Source organism: Nocardioides salarius (assembly GCF_016907435.1).
Lineage (GTDB): Bacteria > Actinomycetota > Actinomycetes > Propionibacteriales > Nocardioidaceae > Nocardioides > Nocardioides salarius.
Genome location: NZ_JAFBBZ010000001.1, coordinates 374335 through 390783, shown reverse-complemented (window position 1 = coordinate 390783; position 16449 = coordinate 374335). Strand labels below are relative to the sequence as shown.

The 16449-nt window shown below is 74.5% G+C and carries 20 protein-coding genes; 17 read left to right on the top strand and 3 right to left on the bottom strand.

Annotation, left to right across the window (positions count from 1 at the left end; genetic code table 11):
- Window positions 1-6 precede the first annotated feature (6 nt).
- Window positions 7-510: a GNAT family N-acetyltransferase gene (locus tag JOE61_RS02020; protein WP_193669290.1), complete on the bottom strand. Its 504-nt coding sequence runs from the start codon at window positions 508-510 to the stop codon at window positions 7-9.
- A gap of 101 nt (window positions 511-611) precedes the next feature.
- Here JOE61_RS02020 and JOE61_RS02015 point away from each other — a divergent pair, with 101 nt between their 5' ends.
- From JOE61_RS02015 to JOE61_RS01985, 7 genes are read left to right on the top strand one after another with little or no spacing between them, the layout of a single operon-like run.
- Window positions 612-1577 carry an ABC transporter ATP-binding protein gene (locus JOE61_RS02015; protein ID WP_443678566.1) on the top strand — a complete coding sequence of 322 codons (966 nt, stop codon included), beginning with the start codon at window positions 612-614 and terminating at the stop codon, window positions 1575-1577.
- Window positions 1577-2419: an ABC transporter permease gene (locus tag JOE61_RS02010; RefSeq protein WP_193669291.1), complete on the top strand. Its 843-nt coding sequence runs from the start codon at window positions 1577-1579 to the stop codon at window positions 2417-2419. Before JOE61_RS02015 ends, JOE61_RS02010 begins: the two co-directional genes overlap by 1 nt.
- Window positions 2420-2444: 25 nt before the next feature.
- Complete coding sequence (locus JOE61_RS02005) at window positions 2445-3212, top strand: ABC transporter permease (protein WP_193669292.1); 768 nt, start codon at window positions 2445-2447, stop codon at window positions 3210-3212.
- Between the two features lie 18 nt (window positions 3213-3230).
- Window positions 3231-3425 carry a DUF3046 domain-containing protein gene (locus JOE61_RS02000; RefSeq protein ID WP_193669293.1) on the top strand — a complete coding sequence of 65 codons (195 nt, stop codon included), beginning with the start codon at window positions 3231-3233 and terminating at the stop codon, window positions 3423-3425.
- Complete coding sequence (locus JOE61_RS01995) at window positions 3422-4699, top strand: MFS transporter (RefSeq protein ID WP_204797124.1); 1278 nt, start codon at window positions 3422-3424, stop codon at window positions 4697-4699. Before JOE61_RS02000 ends, JOE61_RS01995 begins: the two co-directional genes overlap by 4 nt.
- A 5-nt stretch (window positions 4700-4704) precedes the next feature.
- Complete coding sequence (locus tag JOE61_RS01990; RefSeq protein ID WP_193669294.1) at window positions 4705-5505, top strand: S-methyl-5'-thioadenosine phosphorylase; 801 nt, start codon at window positions 4705-4707, stop codon at window positions 5503-5505.
- Window positions 5502-6545, top strand: a complete 1044-nt coding sequence (locus tag JOE61_RS01985) for an NAD-dependent epimerase/dehydratase family protein (RefSeq protein ID WP_193669295.1) — start codon at window positions 5502-5504, stop codon at window positions 6543-6545. Before JOE61_RS01990 ends, JOE61_RS01985 begins: the two co-directional genes overlap by 4 nt.
- A gap of 72 nt (window positions 6546-6617) precedes the next feature.
- Here JOE61_RS01985 and JOE61_RS01980 read toward each other — a convergent pair whose 3' ends face one another.
- Window positions 6618-8018 carry a hypothetical protein gene (locus JOE61_RS01980; RefSeq protein WP_193669296.1) on the bottom strand — a complete coding sequence of 467 codons (1401 nt, stop codon included), beginning with the start codon at window positions 8016-8018 and terminating at the stop codon, window positions 6618-6620.
- Between the two features lie 75 nt (window positions 8019-8093).
- Here JOE61_RS01980 and JOE61_RS01975 point away from each other — a divergent pair, with 75 nt between their 5' ends.
- The 10 genes from JOE61_RS01975 (at window position 8094) to JOE61_RS01930 (ending at window position 15727) form a co-directional block, all read left to right on the top strand.
- Entirely contained in the window at window positions 8094-8750 is a 657-nt protein-coding gene (locus tag JOE61_RS01975) for a glycosyltransferase family 2 protein (RefSeq protein ID WP_193669297.1), read from the top strand.
- Entirely contained in the window at window positions 8747-9436 is a 690-nt protein-coding gene (locus JOE61_RS01970) for a TIGR04282 family arsenosugar biosynthesis glycosyltransferase (protein ID WP_307822760.1), read from the top strand. Before JOE61_RS01975 ends, JOE61_RS01970 begins: the two co-directional genes overlap by 4 nt.
- Window positions 9433-10080 (top strand): methyltransferase domain-containing protein, encoded by a 648-nt coding sequence (locus tag JOE61_RS01965; protein ID WP_193669298.1) that lies wholly within the window; start codon window positions 9433-9435, stop codon window positions 10078-10080. Before JOE61_RS01970 ends, JOE61_RS01965 begins: the two co-directional genes overlap by 4 nt.
- A 24-nt stretch (window positions 10081-10104) precedes the next feature.
- A complete protein-coding gene (locus JOE61_RS21990) occupies window positions 10105-11268 on the top strand; it encodes a molybdopterin-dependent oxidoreductase (RefSeq protein WP_204797123.1) in 1164 nt (387 codons plus the stop codon).
- Window positions 11265-11699, top strand: a complete 435-nt coding sequence (locus tag JOE61_RS01955) for a hypothetical protein (protein WP_193669299.1) — start codon at window positions 11265-11267, stop codon at window positions 11697-11699. Before JOE61_RS21990 ends, JOE61_RS01955 begins: the two co-directional genes overlap by 4 nt.
- Before the next feature lie 181 nt (window positions 11700-11880).
- The gene (gene recA, locus JOE61_RS01950; protein ID WP_179616315.1) at window positions 11881-12930 is read left to right on the top strand and encodes a recombinase RecA; all 1050 of its coding nucleotides are present in this window, start codon (window positions 11881-11883) and stop codon (window positions 12928-12930) included.
- A 14-nt stretch (window positions 12931-12944) separates the two neighbouring features.
- A complete protein-coding gene (locus tag JOE61_RS01945) occupies window positions 12945-13583 on the top strand; it encodes a regulatory protein RecX (RefSeq protein WP_193669300.1) in 639 nt (212 codons plus the stop codon).
- Between the two features lie 34 nt (window positions 13584-13617).
- The gene (locus JOE61_RS01940; protein WP_204797346.1) at window positions 13618-14457 is read left to right on the top strand and encodes a PPK2 family polyphosphate kinase; all 840 of its coding nucleotides are present in this window, start codon (window positions 13618-13620) and stop codon (window positions 14455-14457) included.
- On the top strand, window positions 14454-15278 hold the full coding sequence (locus tag JOE61_RS01935; protein ID WP_307822759.1) for a HipA family kinase: 825 nt from the start codon (window positions 14454-14456) through the stop codon (window positions 15276-15278). The genes JOE61_RS01940 and JOE61_RS01935 overlap by 4 nt, the downstream gene beginning before the upstream one ends.
- Window positions 15275-15727: a DUF3037 domain-containing protein gene (locus tag JOE61_RS01930; RefSeq protein WP_193669302.1), complete on the top strand. Its 453-nt coding sequence runs from the start codon at window positions 15275-15277 to the stop codon at window positions 15725-15727. Before JOE61_RS01935 ends, JOE61_RS01930 begins: the two co-directional genes overlap by 4 nt.
- Here JOE61_RS01930 and JOE61_RS01925 read toward each other — a convergent pair.
- On the bottom strand, window positions 15691-16434 hold the full coding sequence (locus JOE61_RS01925; protein ID WP_193669303.1) for a sirohydrochlorin chelatase: 744 nt from the start codon (window positions 16432-16434) through the stop codon (window positions 15691-15693). The genes JOE61_RS01930 and JOE61_RS01925 overlap by 37 nt on opposite strands.
- Window positions 16435-16449 lie beyond the last annotated feature (15 nt).

The following is a 16449-nucleotide window of genomic DNA, read 5'->3' as shown; positions in this document are numbered from 1 at the left end:
CACCCGTCAGGTCAGGTGCAGCTTCATGCCGTCGTGGCTGGCCACGTAGCCGAGCCGCTCGTAGAGGCGCCGGGCGCCGGGGCGGGACCGGTCGGTGCTCAGCTGCACCAGCCCGGCACCGTGGCTGCGGGCGTAGCCGGTGATCCACTCCAGCAGCTCGGTGCCCAGCCCGAGGTGGCGCACCGAGGAGGCCACCCGCACCGCCTCGACCTGCAGCCGCAGCGTCGCTCGTCGCGACAGGCCGGGCAGCATCGTCAGGTGCGCGGTGGCCACCACCTCGCCCTGCGGCGAGCGCACCGCGAGCAGCAGGTTGTCGGGCGAGCGGTCGATGCGGGCGAAGGCCCGCAGGTAGGGCTGCAGGTCGCCGCCCTCGCGCCCGCGGCCCAGCTCGTCGTCGGCCAGCAGCGTCACGAGCGCCGGCACGTCGCCGCGGCGCGCGCGGGTGACGGCGTACGCCGTGCCGTCGACCTGGAGCACGCCCAGGCGCGAGGCGTCGTCGGTGATGCCCATCAGGAGGTCTCCTCACGTGTGCGGACCACCCGCGCGAACCTAGTCGCTGGTCGCCGTGGTGTCTGCCGGGCGCCCCGAAGAGGAGTCCCTAGAGTGTCCGCGTGCCCGACCACAGCGACCACAGCGCCCCCGGGCACCCGATGATCGAGGCCCGTGGGCTGCGCAAGAGCTTCGGCGCCTTCGAGGCGGTGCGCGGCATCGACGTCGAGGTGCAGCGGGGGGAGGCCTTCGGCTTCCTGGGCCCCAACGGGGCCGGCAAGTCCTCGACGATGCGCATGGTCGCGGCCGTCTCGCCGGTCACCGACGGGCGGCTGCGCATCCTGGGGCTCGACCCCGCCGTCGACGGACCCGCCATCCGGGCCCGGATCGGGGTCTGCCCGCAGGAGGACACCCTCGACACCGAGCTGTCGGTGCGCGACAACCTCTACGTCTACGGCCGCTACTTCGGGATGGGTCGCCGCGAGGTGCGCGAGCGGGTCGGCGAGCTGCTGGACTTCGTGCAGCTCACCGACAAGGCCGACGCCCGCGTCGACGACCTCTCCGGCGGCATGAAGCGGCGCCTGACGATCGCCCGGTCGCTGGTGAACTCGCCCGAGCTGCTGCTCCTCGACGAGCCCACCACCGGGCTGGACCCGCAGGCGCGCCACGTGGTGTGGGAGCGCCTCTTCCGGCTCAAGCAGCAGGGCGTGACCCTGGTGCTGACCACGCACTACATGGACGAGGCGGAGCAGCTGACCGACCGGCTCGTGGTGATGGACAAGGGCCTCGTGGTCGCCGAGGGCTCGCCGCTGCAGCTGATCCGCGAGCACTCGACGCGCGAGGTCGCCGAGCTCCGGTTCGGCGTCGCCGAGCCGGGCGCGGGCCACGACCGGCACGTCGAACGGGTCGCCGACCTCGCCGAGCGCGTGGAGGTGCTGCCCGACCGGCTGCTGCTCTACACCGCCGACGGCGAGGAGACGCTGGCCAAGGTGCACGAGCGCGGTCTCGAGCCGGTGGCCACCCTGGTGCGCCGCGCCACCCTCGAGGACGTCTTCCTGCGCCTGACCGGACGGACCCTGGTCGACTGATGAGCAACCCCGCACCCAGCAACCCGTCCGCGAGCAACCCGTCCGCGGGCAGCGCCCCGACCAGCACGCTGCGCGGCGCGCTGCGCCTGGTCGACTACTGGGCCACCGTCTACCGCCGCACCTGGCGCGGCAGCATCGTCTCCTCGTTCATCACCCCGCTGCTCTACGTGCTGGCGATGGGGGTGCTGCTGGGCGGCTTCGTCGAGGCCGACCCCGCCACGCTCGAGGGGGCGACGTCGTACCTCGCCTTCGTGGTGCCGGGCCTGGTCGCGGCGACCTCGATGACCACCGTCGTCGGCGAGGTCACCTACCCGGTGATGGCGATGGTGAAGTGGAACAAGACCTACTTCTCGATGACCGCCACCCCGCTCGGGGTGCGCGAGATCGCACTGGCCCACCTGGGCTTCGTGGCCTTCCGGGTCGCGGTGACCGCGGCGGTCTTCCTGGCCGTGACGGCGCCCTTCGGCGTCTACGAGTCGGCTCCCGGGGTGCTGGGCGCCTTCGTCGTGCAGGTCCTGCTCGGCATGGCCTTCGCGGTGCCGCTCTACGCCTTCGCGGCCGGGCTGCGCGACGAGACGGCCTTCTCGCTGGTCTTCCGGCTCGGGATGATCCCGATGTTCCTCTTCTCCGGTGCCTTCTTCCCGGTCGCCAACCTCGACGCGCCGCTCGAGGCCCTGGCGCGCGCGACGCCGCTGTGGCACGGCGTCGACCTGACGCGGATGCTCGTGCTGGGCGTGCCCGACTGGTCGATGGTGGCCGTGCACGTGGCCTACCTGCTCGCCCTGGTCGTGGTCGGCTGGTGGTGGGCCGTGCGCCGCCTGGCCCGACGGATGCAGCAGTGAGCGGCCCAGTGGGGGAGGCGGCGACATGGTGGTGACCGCGAGCACCGGGCTGATCCTGCAGCGCAACTTCCTGGCCTACCGCCGGGTCTGGTGGATCTTCGCCACCGGCTTCCTCGAGCCCGTCTTCTACCTCTTCTCGATCGGCGTCGGCGTCGGCGCGCTGATCAGCGGCTTCGAGGTCGGCGGCCGCGAGATCCCGTACGCCGAGTTCGTCGCGCCCGGGATGCTCGCGGCGTCGGCGATGAACGGCGCCGTGCTCGACTCGACCTTCAACTTCTTCTTCAAGCTCAAGTACTCCAAGCTCTTCGACCAGATGCTGGCCACGCCGCTGACCACCACCGACATCGCCCGCGGCGAGCTGGCCTGGTCGCTGCTGCGCGGAGGTGTCTACTCGCTCGGCTTCCTGCTGGTGATGCTGGCGATGGGGCTGGTCTCGTCGTGGTGGGCGGTGCTGGTGCTGCCGGCCACGCTGCTCATCGGGCTGGCCTTCGGCGCGGTGGCGATGGCGCTGACGACGTACATGCGCTCCTGGCAGGACTTCGAGCTGGTCACCCTCTCGACGCTGCCGATGTTCCTGTTCTCCGCGACCTTCTTCCCGGTCACCACCTACCCCGGGGTGCTGCGCTGGGTCGTGGAGGCCACGCCGCTCTACCGGGGCGTGGTGCTGTGCCGCGAGCTGACCACGGGCGTGGTCACGTGGGACTCCGCGGTCTCGGTGGTCTACCTGGTGGCGATGGGGCTGGCCGGGCTCCTGGTCGCCCGGCGACGCCTCGACTCGCTGCTGCTCACCTAGCCCCCGCACAATGGGCACGTGAGGCACACGGAGTTCTGGGCACGGCTCGACGAGGCGCTGGGCAGGGAGTCGTCGGGCTCCTGGGCCGAGCTGTTCGTGATCAACGAGCTCGGCGGCCGGACCACCCGCCAGGCCATCGACGACGGCATCGAGCCCAAGCGGGTCTGGGCCGCGGTCTGGCGCGTGCTCGAGCTGCCCGAGCGCTACCGGTGACCACGCCCGGCGTGCGGCAGGCGGCCCTCCAGCGACGCACCGTGGCCACGCTGGTGGTGACCCAGGCCGTCGGCGCGGTCGGCATCACCATCGGCATCGCGACCGCGTCGCTGCTGGCCCGCGACATCTCCGGCAGCGAGGGCCAGGCGGGGCTGGCGCAGACCTTCCAGGTGCTCGGCGCCGCCCTGGCCTCCTACGTGCTGGCCCGGGTGATGGCGCTGCACGGGCGCCGGCCCGGCCTGACCACCGGCTACCTGCTCGGCGCGAGCGGGGCCGTGCTCGCCGTGGTCGCCGGCAGCATCGGCTCGATGGCGCTGCTCCTGCTCGGCGCGGTGCTGCTGGGCTCGACCACCGCCGCCAACAACGCCGCCAGGTACGCCGCCACCGACCTGGCCGAGCCCGCCCAGCGGGGCCGGGCGCTGGCCGTCGTGGTGTGGGCGACCACCATCGGCGCCGTGGCCGGGCCCAACCTGACCGGCCCCGCCGCGGCGCTCGCCCGGCTGCTGGGCCTGCCCGAGCTGACCGGTCCCTTCGCCCTGGGCAGCATCGGGATGCTGCTGGCCGCCGCGGTGGTCAGCACCTTCCTGCGACCCGACCCGCTGCTGGTGGCCCGCGAGGTCGCCGGCACCGCCGGGCTGGTCCCCTCGGGCACCTCGTGGGGACGGGTCCGCCGGTCGGTGCGCGAGCGCCCGGTGCTGCTCGCCGCGGTCGTCGCGCTCGCGGGCGCGCACGCGGCCATGGTCGCGGTGATGGTGATGACGCCGCTGCACATGGAGCACGGCGGCGCCGAGCTGCGGGTCATCGGCGTGGTGATCAGCGTGCACGTGCTGGGCATGTTCGCCTTCGCCCCGCTCGTGGGCTGGCTGGCCGACACGGCCGGTCGCCCGCTCACCCTGGGCGTCGGCGGCGGCGTCCTCGTCGTCGCGCTGGGGCTCTCGGCGGCCGCGCCCGAGGGCTCCTCGTGGCAGATCTTCGGCGGGCTCTTCCTGCTGGGGCTGGGCTGGTCCTTCGCCACGGTGGCCGCCTCGACGCTGATCGCCGACCACGCGCCGCTCGACGCCCGCGCCGACGTGCAGGGCTCGGCCGACCTGGTGATGAACCTGGTCGCCGCGGCGGGCGGCGGGCTGGCCGGCGTCGTCGTCGCGCTCGCCGGCTACCCGGCCCTCTCACTGACCGCCGTCGGGCTCGCGCTGGTGGTGCTCGGCGCCGGCGTGGCCGCACACCGCCTCACCCCCGTGGCGGCCCCGGGGGCCCCGGCCGACCTGGCACAGTGACGCCCATGAGCCAGACGCGTGCTGACGTCGCCGTGATCGGCGGCACCGGTTTCTACTCCTTCCTCGAGGACCCCGAGACGGTCCGCGTCGAGACGCCGTACGGCGTTCCCTCGGCGCCGGTCTCGATCGGCACGGTCGCCGGGCGGCGGGTGGCGTTCCTGCCGCGCCACGGCACCTCCCACGAGTACGCGCCGCACACCATCCCCTACCGCGCCAACCAGTGGGCGCTGCGCTCCCTGGGCGTGCGCCAGGTGCTGGCGCCCTGCGCCGTGGGCGGGCTGCGCGCCGACGTGGCGCCCGGTGACGTGGTGGTGCCCGACCAGATGGTCGACCGCACCTACCGCCGGGTGCCGTCGTACGTCGAGGGCGGCGCGGTGCACCTGCCCTTCGGCGACCCCTACTGCGGCCGGCTCGCCGGGGCGGTGACCGGGGCGGCCGACGACGTGCGCCACGGCGGCACGATGGTCATCGTCGAGGGCCCCCGCTTCTCCACGCGCGCCGAGTCGCGCCACTACGCCGAGCAGGGCTGGTCGCTGATCAACATGACCGGGCACCCCGAGGCCGCGCTGGCCCGCGAGATGCTGCAGTGCTACACCCCGATCGCGCTGGTCACCGACATGGACGCCGGTGCCGAGAGCGGCGAGGGGGTCGGCCAGGCCGAGGTCTTCGCCCGCTTCAAGGCCAACCTCGAGCGGCTCACCGGGCTGCTCGCCGCCGCCATCGAGGCGTTGCCCGACCCCGACGGCTGCTCCTGCTCGACCTGGGCCGACGACCTCGAGCTCACCTACCAGGTGCCCGCCCGGTGAAGGTCCTGCTGACCGGCTCGGCCGGGTTCATCGGCGGCGCGATCGCCGACCGGCTCGAGGCCGCCGGCGACGAGGTGGTGCGCGTCGACCTGATGCTCGAGAAGGCGCACGGCGCCACCAGCGCGCCCGCCGGCACCCACCAGCTCGACGTGCGCGACGCCGACGCCTGGCCCGACCTGCTGCGCGGGGTCGACGTGGTGTGCCACCAGGCCGCGATGGTCGGCGCCGGCGTCACCGTCGCCGACCTGCCGCTCTACGCCGGCCACAACGACCTCGGCACCGCGGTGCTGCTCGCCGCGATGCACGAGGCGGGCGTGCACCGGCTGGTGCAGGCCTCGAGCATGGTCGTCTACGGCGAGGGCCGCTACACCTGCGCCGAGCACGGCGAGCAGGTGCCGGCCACCCGTCCCCGCGAGGCGCTGGAGGCCGGCCGCTTCGAGAACCCCTGCCCCGTCTGCGGCGAGCCGCTGGCCTGGGCGCTGGTCGACGAGGACGCGCGCCTCGAGCCGCGCTCGAGCTACGCGGCCAGCAAGGTCGCCCAGGAGCACTACGCCATCGCCTGGGTGCGCCAGGCCGGCGCCGCAGCCCTGTCGCTGCGCTACCACAACGTCTACGGCCCCCGGATGCCGCGCGACACGCCCTACTCGGGCGTGGCGGCGATGTTCCGCTCCTCCCTCGAGCGCGGCGAGGCGCCCCAGGTCTTCGAGGACGGCCGGCAGGTGCGCGACTTCGTGCACGTCGACGACGTCGCGCGCGCCAACGTGGCCGCGCTGCGTGCGGTGCTCGGGGAGCCCGAGGGCCACCACCGCGCCTACAACGTGGCCTCGGGGCACCCGATCGGCATCCGCGACGTCGCGTCGCTGGTCGCCCGCGGCACCGGCAGCGACATCGCGCCCGAGGTCACCGGGGGCTACCGCCTCGGCGACGTGCGCCACGTCGTCGCCTCGCCCCAGCGGGCCGCCGACGAGCTGGGCTTCACCGCGGAGATCCACCCCGACCAGGGGCTGCCCGCCTTCGCCACCGCCCCGCTGCGCGACTGACCCGGCCCTGACTTCGCGCCGACCCGGCCCAGATCTCACGCCGACCCGGCCCGAACTTCCCGTCGGGCCGGGTCACCACGACGTGTAGAGCAGGTGCTGGACCACCAGCGCCCACGCGACCTGCAGCGCCAGGCCCCAGCGCCGCCAGGCGTCGGGCAGCAGCGCCACGGCGATCGTCAGCCACGGCATGAACGGCAGCCAGATCCGCTCGACCTCCGACTTGCTCATCCGCGACACGTCGGCCACCACGATGGCCAGCACCGCGCCCAGCACCAGCACGGCCACCGCCCGCGCGCCCACGCCGAGGGCGTCGCCGCGCAGCAGCCGGGCACGGGCGCCCGCGTGCGCCAGCCCCGCGCCCACCAGCGGGCCGGCGCTGACGGCCAGGGCGGCCAGGTTGCCCCACATCCAGTACCAGGCGGGCCGGTCGGCGGCGATGCCGTCCCAGTAGCGCTCGGTCAGCACCGGGTAGGCCTCCCACCACGCGAAGCCGGCCGCGGCCATGGCCAGCACGGGCACCAGCGCCGCGACCACCGCCACCGGCAGCGGGCGCCACGACCGGGCCGCCACCAGCACCGCGAGCGAGACCAGCCCCATCAGCGCCATCCCGTAGGAGAGCAGCACGCTGCAGCCGAGCACGAGCCCCGCGCCCACCGCCCAGCCGATCCACCGGCGCTCGCGCTCCACCGCGGCCCGCGCCAGCAGCGCCAGCCCGGCGGCGGTCACGGCGGTGAAGATCGCGTCGGCCGAGACGGCCATGAACACCGCGGCGGGGGAGAGCACCAGGAAGGGCGCGGCGCGCCGGGCGAGCACCTCGGCGTCGAGGGTGCGCAGCAGCGCGAGCACCGAGACGACCGTCGTGGCCCCGACGGCGGTGACCACCAGCCCGGCCGCGAAGGAGCCCCCGAGGCCGACCCGCACCAGACCGACGAAGAACAGCAGCGCGAGCGGAGGGTGCCCCGCCGCCTGGGTGGGCCAGTTGTCGGGGTGGCTGTAGGGGATGCGGTCGGCGTAGGTGCGCAGCATCTGCGGCACGTCGTCGACCTCGCGGGCGCTGGGCAGGTACTCGCTGGAGTGGTCGAGCACCCGCGAGATCCCCTCGCTGCCGTCGACGAACGCGAGCGCGAGCATCCACGCCAGCGCCACGGCGTACGACGTCAGCAGCAGGCGCCCCCACGAGGCGACGGCGGCGTGGCGGGGCAGCCAGGTCAGGCCCAGGAGCCCCACGAGCAGCGCGGGCGCGGTGCCCGGCCCCACGAGCTTGGGATCCCAGAAGCCGTGCAGCGGCGGCGAGGCCCACGGGTGCGCGGACCGGCTGGCCCGGCTCCAGGTCTGCCAGTCGAGCAGGGCCGGGAGGGCGAAGGCGAGCACCACCAGCAGCAGCGTCAGCACCAGGCCGGTGCGGGCGGCGCGGGCGGGGGGCGAGCCGGCGGCGCGGGCGGGGGACGCGTCGGTCGCGCCGGGGGAGGCCATGGCACGACCCTAGAGGCGCGGTCCCACCGTCATCCCCACCGTCCGGGTGGGACGGGCCGGTCTAGTCTGCTCGCCATGCCCGTCGCCGACCTCGTCCTGCCCTGCCGCGACGAGGGCCCGGCCCTCGAGGCCCTGCTGCCGAGGATCCCCTCCGAGTTCGCCGTCATCGTCGTCGACAACGGCTCGCGCGACGCGACCGCCGAGATCGCCGCCCGGCTGGGTGCCACCGTCGTGCACGAGAGCGTGCCCGGCTACGGCGCGGCGGTGCACGCCGGCCTGCTGGCCGCCACCCACGACTACGTCGCGTTCATGGACGGCGACGGCAGCTTCGACCCCGACGAGCTGCTGGTGCTGCTCGACGACGTCACCTCGGGGCGCGCCGACGTCGCCGTCGGGCGCCGGCGACCGGTCACCCGAGGGGTGTGGCCGTGGCACGCCCGGCTGGGCAACGCTCTGATCGTCGCCTGGTTGAGACGGAGGATCGCGATGGCCGCGCACGACATCGCCCCCATGCGGGTGGCCCGCCGCCAGGCGCTGCTCGACCTCGGCGTCGAGGACCGGCGCTTCGGCTACCCCGTCGAGCTGCTGCAGAAGCTCACCATCGCCGGCTGGCGGGTCAGCGAGCGCGACGTCGCCTACCACCCGCGCGCCGAGGGCACCCGGTCGAAGGTGTCCGGCTCGGTCAAGGGCACCCTGCGCACCGCACGCGACTTCTGGAAGGTGCTCTCGTGACGGCCGAGCACGACCCGGCCGTGCCGCCCCGGGTGCTGGTCGTGGCCAAGGCCCCCGTCGCCGGTCGCGTCAAGACCCGACTGGGCGCCGACATCGGCGACGACGCGGCCGCCGAGGTCGCCGCCGCCTGCCTGCTCGACACGATCGAGGCCGCCACCGCGGCCGTGGGTGCCGAGCGCTGCCACCTCAGCCTGGCCGGCGACCTCGCCGGGGCCGTGCGCGGTGACGAGATCCTGGCCGCGACCGCGGGCTGGCGCACCACGCCCCAGGTCGGCGACGGCTTCGACGAGCGGCTGGCCCACGCCCACGCCGCCGTGGCCGCCAGCGGTCCGGGAGCGGTGGTGCAGGTCGGCATGGACACCCCGCAGGTCAGCCCCGCGCACCTCCTCGAGGCGGCCGCGCCGCTGGCCACCCACGACGCGGTGCTCGGCCCTGCCGACGACGGCGGCTGGTGGGTGCTGGCCCTGCGCGACCCGGCCGACGCCGCCGTGCTCGCCGGCGTCGCGATGTCCACCCCGACGACGTACGACGACACGAGGGCGGCGCTGCTGGGCGCCGGGCTGTCGGTGGCCGGCACCGCCACGCTCAACGACGTCGACACCGTCGCCGACGCCGAGGCGGTGCTGGCCGCCGTCGCGCCCGGCAGCCGGTTCGGCGATGCCTGGCGCGGGCGGGTGCCCTCGTGAGCACGCGCGACGAGCCCTTCACCAGCGTCTTCTCCCGGGCCCTGCGCGGTGACGCCTGCCGGGTCGTGGGACTCGACGGCGGCCCCTCCGACCTGCCGATGGGGGAGTGGACCCGCGAGGCCGACCCCGACGACCTGCTGCTGCTGGGCCACTGCGAGGGACCCACGCTCGACATCGGGTGCGGGCCCGGCCGGATGGCCGCGGCGCTGGCCCGCCTGGGCCACGCGGTGCTGGGCATCGACGTGGTGCCCGAGGCCGTCGAGCAGACCCGCCGTCGCGGCGCGAGCGCGCTGCAGCGCGACCTCTTCGACACCCTGCCCGGGGAGGGGCGCTGGGAGACGGCGCTGCTGGCCGACGGGAACGTCGGCATCGGCGGCGACCCGGCCACCCTGCTGGCCCGCACCCGCGACCTGGTGCTCGGCCACGGCCGCGTCGTCGTCGAGCTCGCCGCGCCCGGGGTGGCGATGAGCACCCGGTGGGTCAGCCTCGAGACCGGCGAGGTGCGCAGCCGCCCGTTCCTGTGGTCGGTGGTGGGGGTCGACGACATCCACGACGTGGCCCGCGAGGCCGGTCTCGTCGTGCGCTCCTGCGGCGTCCTGGGTGCCAGCGCCCGGTGGGTCGCTGTGCTGGTCGCCACGCGATGAGGACAGCGTCGTAGGGTCGGGGTCGTGAAGGCACCCCCGAGCCTGCCCGACCAGCACTCCTTCTCGTCGCGGCTGCGCAGCGCAGCGGTCTCGGCCCGGGTCGGCACCGCGCTCGCGGTCTGCTTCGGGCTGGCCTTCCTGACCGGCCTGGTCAGCCACTACGCGCAGAACCCCTCCCAGCCGGTCCCGTTCCCGACCAGCCCGGCGTGGGGCTACCGGTTCACGCAGGGCCTGCACGTCATCAGCGGCACCGCCGCGGTGCCGCTGCTGCTGGTCAAGCTCTGGACCGTCTACCCGCTGCTGCTGGCCCGGCCCTCGCTGCGGCTGCGGCGCCTGGTCGTCGAGCTGGCCGAGAAGCTCTCGATCCTGCTGCTGGTGGGGGCCGCGCTGTTCCTGCTGGTCACCGGGCTGCAGAACATCAGCCACTGGTACCCCTGGGCCTTCTCCTTCCGCTCCACGCACTACGCCATGGCGTGGATCGCCATCGGGGCGCTGGTGCTGCACGTCGCGGTCAAGCTGCCGCTGGTGCGCCACGCGCTGACCCACGACGTCGACGACACCGAGCTCGACCGGCCGGGCGCGACCCGGCCGGGCCCGCTGAGCCGCCGCGGCCTCCTGCGCGCGACCTGGCTGGCCACCGGAGCGGTGGTGCTGGCCACGGCCGGCTCCACGGTGCCCCTCCTGCGCCGGGTCTCGGTGCTGGCGGTGCGCTCGGGCGAGGGTCCGCAGGGGGTGCCGATCAACAAGACCGCCGAGGACGCCGGGGTCACCGACGCCGCGCGTGACCCGGGGTGGCGTCTCGAGGTCGTCAACGACACTCGCAGCGTGTCCCTGACCCGCGACGACCTGCTCGCGCTGCCGCAGCGCACCGAGGAGCTGCCGATCGCCTGCGTCGAGGGCTGGAGCGCCTCGGGCACGTGGTCGGGGGTGCGGCTGCGCGACCTCCTCGACCTGGTCGAGGCGCCGCGCGACGCCGAGGTGGTCCTCACCTCGCTGCAGGAGTCGGGCCCGTTCCGGGTGACGCTGCTGCAGTCCGGCTTCGTCGACGACGACCGCACCCTGGTCGCCCTGGGGCTCTCGGGCGAGGAGCTCGACCTCGACCACGGCTACCCGGCGCGGCTCATCGCGCCCAACCGCCCGGGCGTGCTGCAGACCAAGTGGCTGGCGCGGGTCGAGGTGCGCACGTGAGCCCCGGGCGGCTCGTTTTGGGCGGCGTCGGCGCGCTCGTCACGGCGTACGGCGCCTGGCTGCTGTGGTCGCGCCGGGAGCCGGCCGACGTGCTCGACGCCGCGGTGTGGGCCGGCGGGGCGGTGCTGGTGCACGACGTGGTGCTCTCGGTCGCGCTGCTGCTGCTCGGGCTGGTGGTGTCGCGGGTGGTCCCGCCGCTCGCGCGCGGACCGGTCGTCGCCGGGGCGGTGGTCCTGGGGGCGCTGACCCTGGTCGCGGTGCCGGTGCTGGGCGGCTTCGGCCGCACCACCGACCCCACCAACCAGACGCTGCTGGACCGCGACTACACGCTGGGGTGGCTGGGACTCGTGGGGCTGGTGGTGGTCGTGGTGCTGGTGTCGTCGGTGCTGCGGGCCCGCCGGGCCCGACGCACTGCCGACACGCCGGCCTGACCTCCCACCTCGAACAGGTGTTCGGCATAAGGTGGGTGCACAGGTGACGCGCAGGACGCCGTCCTCCACAGGCCCGGGGCTCCGGGTCGGACTTGTCGGCGGTCCCCTCTAGCGTCGGCCACGACGACAGACAACAGGGACGACCGCGGTGCCGCAGGCGCCGCCCACGGACGGAGACATCATGGCTGGTGCAGACCGCGACAAGGCGCTCGACGCCGCGCTGCTCAACATCGAGAAGCAGTTCGGCAAGGGCTCGGTGATGCGCCTCGGTGACGAGACGCGCGCCCCCCTCGAGGTGATCCCCACGGGCTCGATCGCCCTCGACGTGGCGCTGGGCCTGGGTGGCCTGCCCCGCGGGCGGGTGGTGGAGATCTACGGCCCGGAGTCCTCGGGCAAGACGACGGTCGCCCTGCACGCGGTGGCCAACGCCCAGCGTGCCGGCGGCATCGTCGCCTTCATCGACGCCGAGCACGCCCTGGACCCCGAGTACGCCAAGAACCTGGGCGTCGACACCGACGCGCTGCTGGTCTCCCAGCCCGACTCCGGTGAGCAGGCGCTCGAGATCGCCGACATGCTGATCCGCTCGGGTGCCCTCGACCTGATCGTCATCGACTCGGTCGCGGCCCTGGTGCCCCGGGCCGAGATCGAGGGCGAGATGGGCGACAGCCACGTCGGCCTGCAGGCCCGCCTGATGAGCCAGGCGCTGCGCAAGATGACCGGTGCGCTGAACAACTCCGGCACCACCGCGATCTTCATCAACCAGCTGCGCGAGAAGATCGGCGTGATGTTCGGCTCGCCCGAGACCACCACCGGTGGCCGGGCGCTGAAGTTCTACTCCTCGGTGCGCCTCGACGTGCGACGCATCGAGACGCTCAAGGACGGCCAGGACATGGTCGGCAACCGGACCCGCTGCAAGGTCGTGAAGAACAAGGTCGCGCCGCCGTTCAAGCAGGCCGAGTTCGACATCATGTACGGCAAGGGCATCAGCCGCGAGGGCGGCCTGATCGACGTCGGCGTCGAGGCGGGCCTCGTGCGCAAGGCCGGTGCCTGGTACACCTACGACGGCGACCAGCTGGGCCAGGGCAAGGAGAACGCGCGGACCTTCCTGCGCGACAACCCCGACCTGGCCAACGAGCTGGAGAAGAAGATCCTCGAGAAGCTCGGCGTCGGCCCGCAGGTCGATGCCGAGGCACCCGCCGAGGCCGACCCGGTGGGCGTCGACGACTTCTGAGCCGGAGGCACGACGTGGGTGAGCTGCACGAGGACCGTCCGCCGCCCGACTGGGCGGGGGACGTGTCCCTCGGCGTGGACGCCTGGACCCAGCGCGAGGAGCCGGCGAGCCCACCACCGGCCGTGCCGGCCGACCCGGTCGCCGACGGCCCGGAGGCCGACCCCGAGTCGGTGGCGCGCACGATCCTGCTCGACCAGCTGACCGGGCGCGCGCGCAGCCGCAAGGAGCTGGCCGACAAGCTGGCCGCCAAGCTGGTCCCCGACGAGATCGCCACCCGGCTGCTCGACCGCTTCGAGGAGGTCGGCCTGGTCGACGACGAGGCCTTCGCCCGGGCCTGGGTCGCGGCCCGCGGGCCGGGGGAGCACGCCACCGGTCGACGCCTGGCCCCTCGCGCGCTGGCCCAGGAGCTGCGCCGCAAGGGCGTCGACGACGCCCTGGTCAAGGAGGTGCTCGAGGACGTCGACCCCGACGACGAGGAGCAGTCCGCGCGGGTGCTGGTGCGCAAGAAGCTGCGCTCGGTGGCCCGGGTCGACGACACGACCGCGACCCGGCGGCTGGTGGGGATGCTGGCGCGCAAGGGCTACGGCTCCTCGCTGGCCTTCTCGGTGGTGCGCGAGGAGCTCGCCGCCTCCGACCGCGGCGACGACGACTGAGGCCGCCTCGGCGAGGTGGCAGGATGCCCGGGTGATCGCCGAGCACCTGCGCCTGCCACCGGGCCCCGTCGACCTGTCCGCACTGCCCACCGACGCCACGCCCGGCTTCGACGGCGGCAAGTCCGAGGGCCAGGAGGCGCTCGAGACGTTGGGCGAGGAGCTCAGCGACCTGCAGGAGCGTCTCTACGCCGAGGGCCGCAGCGGCGGCGCGCGCAGCGTGCTGCTGGTGCTGCAGGGCATGGACACCTCGGGCAAGGGCGGCGTGGTGCGGCACACGGTCTCCCTGGTCGACCCCCAGGGCGTGCAGGTCACCGCCTTCGCCAGCCCCACCGAGGAGGAGCTGGCCCACGACTTCCTGTGGCGGGTGCGCCGCGCGCTGCCGACCCCGGGTCGCATCGGCGTCTTCGACCGCTCCCACTACGAGGACGTGCTGGTGGCCAAGGTGCGCGCCCTGGCCGAGCCCGAGGAGGTCGAGCGACGCTACGAGGCCATCAACGAGCTCGAGGCCGAGCTGCTGGCCGCCGGCACGCCGGTGCTCAAGTGCTTCCTGCACATCTCGCCCGACGAGCAGCGCGAGCGCCTGCTCAAGCGCCTCGACCGGCCCGACAAGCACTGGAAGTTCGACCCGGTCGACATCGACGACCGCCAGCGCTGGCCCGAGTACCGCGCCGCCTACGAGACCGCGCTCGAGCGCACCAACACCGAGGTCGCGCCCTGGTACGTCGTGCCGGCCGACAAGAAGTGGTACCGCAACCTGGCCGTCGGGCTGCTGCTGCGCGACACGCTGGTGCACCTGGCCCCGACCTGGCCCACCACCGACGTCGACGTCGAGGCCCAGCGCCGGCGGCTGCTCGACGAGGAGCCGGTGCGGTGAGCGCGCCGACCACGTCGGGGCCGCAGACCGCCCCGCTGGCGCGGGTGGCGGTGTCCCGCTACGTCACCCCGCTGCGCGAGGGCGGCAGCCTCCCGGGCATCGTCGAGGCCGACGACCTCGGCACCTACGTCTGCAAGTTCCGCGGGGCCGGCCAGGGCCTGCGGGTGCTGGTCGCCGAGGTCCTGGTGGCCGAGATCGCGCGTCGGATCGGTCTGCGGACCCCGCGCCTGGTGGTGCTCGACCTCGACGACGAGCTGGCCCGCTACGAGGCCGACGAGGAGGTCCAGGACCTGCTGCGCTCGAGCGTGGGCACCAACCTCGGCGTCGACTTCCTGCCCGGCTCCTTCGGCTTCGACGGCACGCTGCCCTCGGGCTCGGGCCCCGACGAGGCCGCCCGGGTGCTGTGGCTCGACGCCTTCACCGCCAACGTCGACCGGTCGTGGCGCAACCCCAACCTGCTGGTCTGGCACGACGACCTGTGGGTCATCGACCACGGTGCGTCGCTGTACTTCCACCACGGGTGGCCCGGCGGCAGCCTGGAGCGTCCCGGCGCCGGCGAGCGGTTCGCCCAGCAGCCGTGGAGCGTCGACGACCACGCGCTCGTCGACCACCTCGACCGGCTCCCGGCCGCGGACGAGGAGATCAGCGCCCTGCTGGGTGTCGACGACCTGGCCGCGGTGCTGGCCACGGTGCCCGACGAGTGGCTCGAGCCGGTGCCCGGCGCCGAGACGCCCGGCGAGGTGCGCGCGGCGTACGTCGACCTGCTCGCAGCCCGCCTGGCCACCCGCGCCTGGATCCCGGCGACGGACTCCGCGCGATGAGCCCCAACGCCCCGGTGGCCTACCAGTACGTCACGCTGCGCTGCGTGCCGCGCGTGGACCGCGAGGAGTTCCTCAACGTCGGCGTGGTCGTCTACGCCCAGGCCCACGACTACCTCGACGCCGCCTGGCACGTCGACCGCGACCGGCTGAGCGCGCTCGACCCCGCCCTCGACCTCGACCGGGTGTGCGAGGCGCTCGAGGTGGTGCGTGCGGTGTGCGCCGGCGACGCCGCCACCAGCGCCGCGGCGGGCCACCCGCTGAGCCAGCGCTTCGGCTTCCTCAAGGCACCGCGCAGCACCGTGCTGCAGCCCGGACCGGTGCACGGCGGCCTGACCCGCGACCCGGCGCGCCAGCTCGAGCACCTGCTGGAGCGCCTGGTCCTCTGGCCGGGGTCAGCCCGGTTCGGTCGGGGTCAGACCGGGACGAGCTCGACCGCGCCGACCGCGTAGCGCGCCAGCACGGCGCGGGCGATCTCGGGGTGCGCCCCCAGCGGCTCGGAGACCGCGATCGCGCCGGCCTCGAGGGAGAGCTCGGCGGCCCGGTCGGGCAGGAAGCCGGGGGCCAGGAAGAGCGAGGCGACCGCGATGTGGCGCCGGCCCTCGGCACGGAAGGCGCGCACCGCCTCGCCGGCGGCAGGCGGGGCCGCGGAGGCGAAGGCGGCGGTGACCGGCAGCTTGTGGTGGGCGCCCCACAGGCGGGCCATCCGGGCCACGCTCTGGTTGGCCAGCGCGTCGCTCGAGCCGGCGGCGACCAGCACCAGCGCGTCGAGCTCGCGCACCCGCGAGCGCTGCAGCGCCTCGCGCATCCGCACGTCGAGCACCTCGAGGAACGAGGTCTCCAGGCCCAGCACCTTGGTGGCGCGGATCTTCAGGTCGGGGTGCCGCTCGGTGGCGGCGGCGATGACCGCCGGCACGTCGACCTTGGCGTGGTAGGCCTCGGTGAGCAGCAGCGGCACGACGACGATCTCGTCGTGCCCGGCGCGCACGAGCCGGTCGACGACCGTCTGGAAGGACGGCTTGGCCAGCTCGAGGAAGGCCTTCTCGATGCGCAGGTCGGGGCGGGTGGCGCGGACCTCGTCGACGAGGGCGCCGATGGTCTCGGCGGAGCGCGGGTCGCGGCTGCCGTGGGCCAGGGCCACCAGGGCGGGAGCGGTCATGAGAGGGACCTCCTC

Coding starts and splice junctions, on each gene's coding strand:
- JOE61_RS02020 (WP_193669290.1), bottom strand. CDS start 510: ATGGGCATCACCGACGACGCCTCGCGCCTGGGCGTGCTCCAGGTCGAC.
- JOE61_RS01925 (WP_193669303.1), bottom strand. CDS start 16,434: ATGACCGCTCCCGCCCTGGTGGCCCTGGCCCACGGCAGCCGCGACCCG.
- JOE61_RS01980 (WP_193669296.1), bottom strand. CDS start 8,018: ATGGCCTCCCCCGGCGCGACCGACGCGTCCCCCGCCCGCGCCGCCGGC.
- JOE61_RS01975 (WP_193669297.1), top strand. CDS start 8,094: ATGCCCGTCGCCGACCTCGTCCTGCCCTGCCGCGACGAGGGCCCGGCC.
- JOE61_RS01990 (WP_193669294.1), top strand. CDS start 4,705: ATGAGCCAGACGCGTGCTGACGTCGCCGTGATCGGCGGCACCGGTTTC.
- JOE61_RS02010 (WP_193669291.1), top strand. CDS start 1,577: ATGAGCAACCCCGCACCCAGCAACCCGTCCGCGAGCAACCCGTCCGCG.
- JOE61_RS01930 (WP_193669302.1), top strand. CDS start 15,275: ATGAGCCCCAACGCCCCGGTGGCCTACCAGTACGTCACGCTGCGCTGC.
- recA (WP_179616315.1), top strand. CDS start 11,881: ATGGCTGGTGCAGACCGCGACAAGGCGCTCGACGCCGCGCTGCTCAAC.
- JOE61_RS02005 (WP_193669292.1), top strand. CDS start 2,445: ATGGTGGTGACCGCGAGCACCGGGCTGATCCTGCAGCGCAACTTCCTG.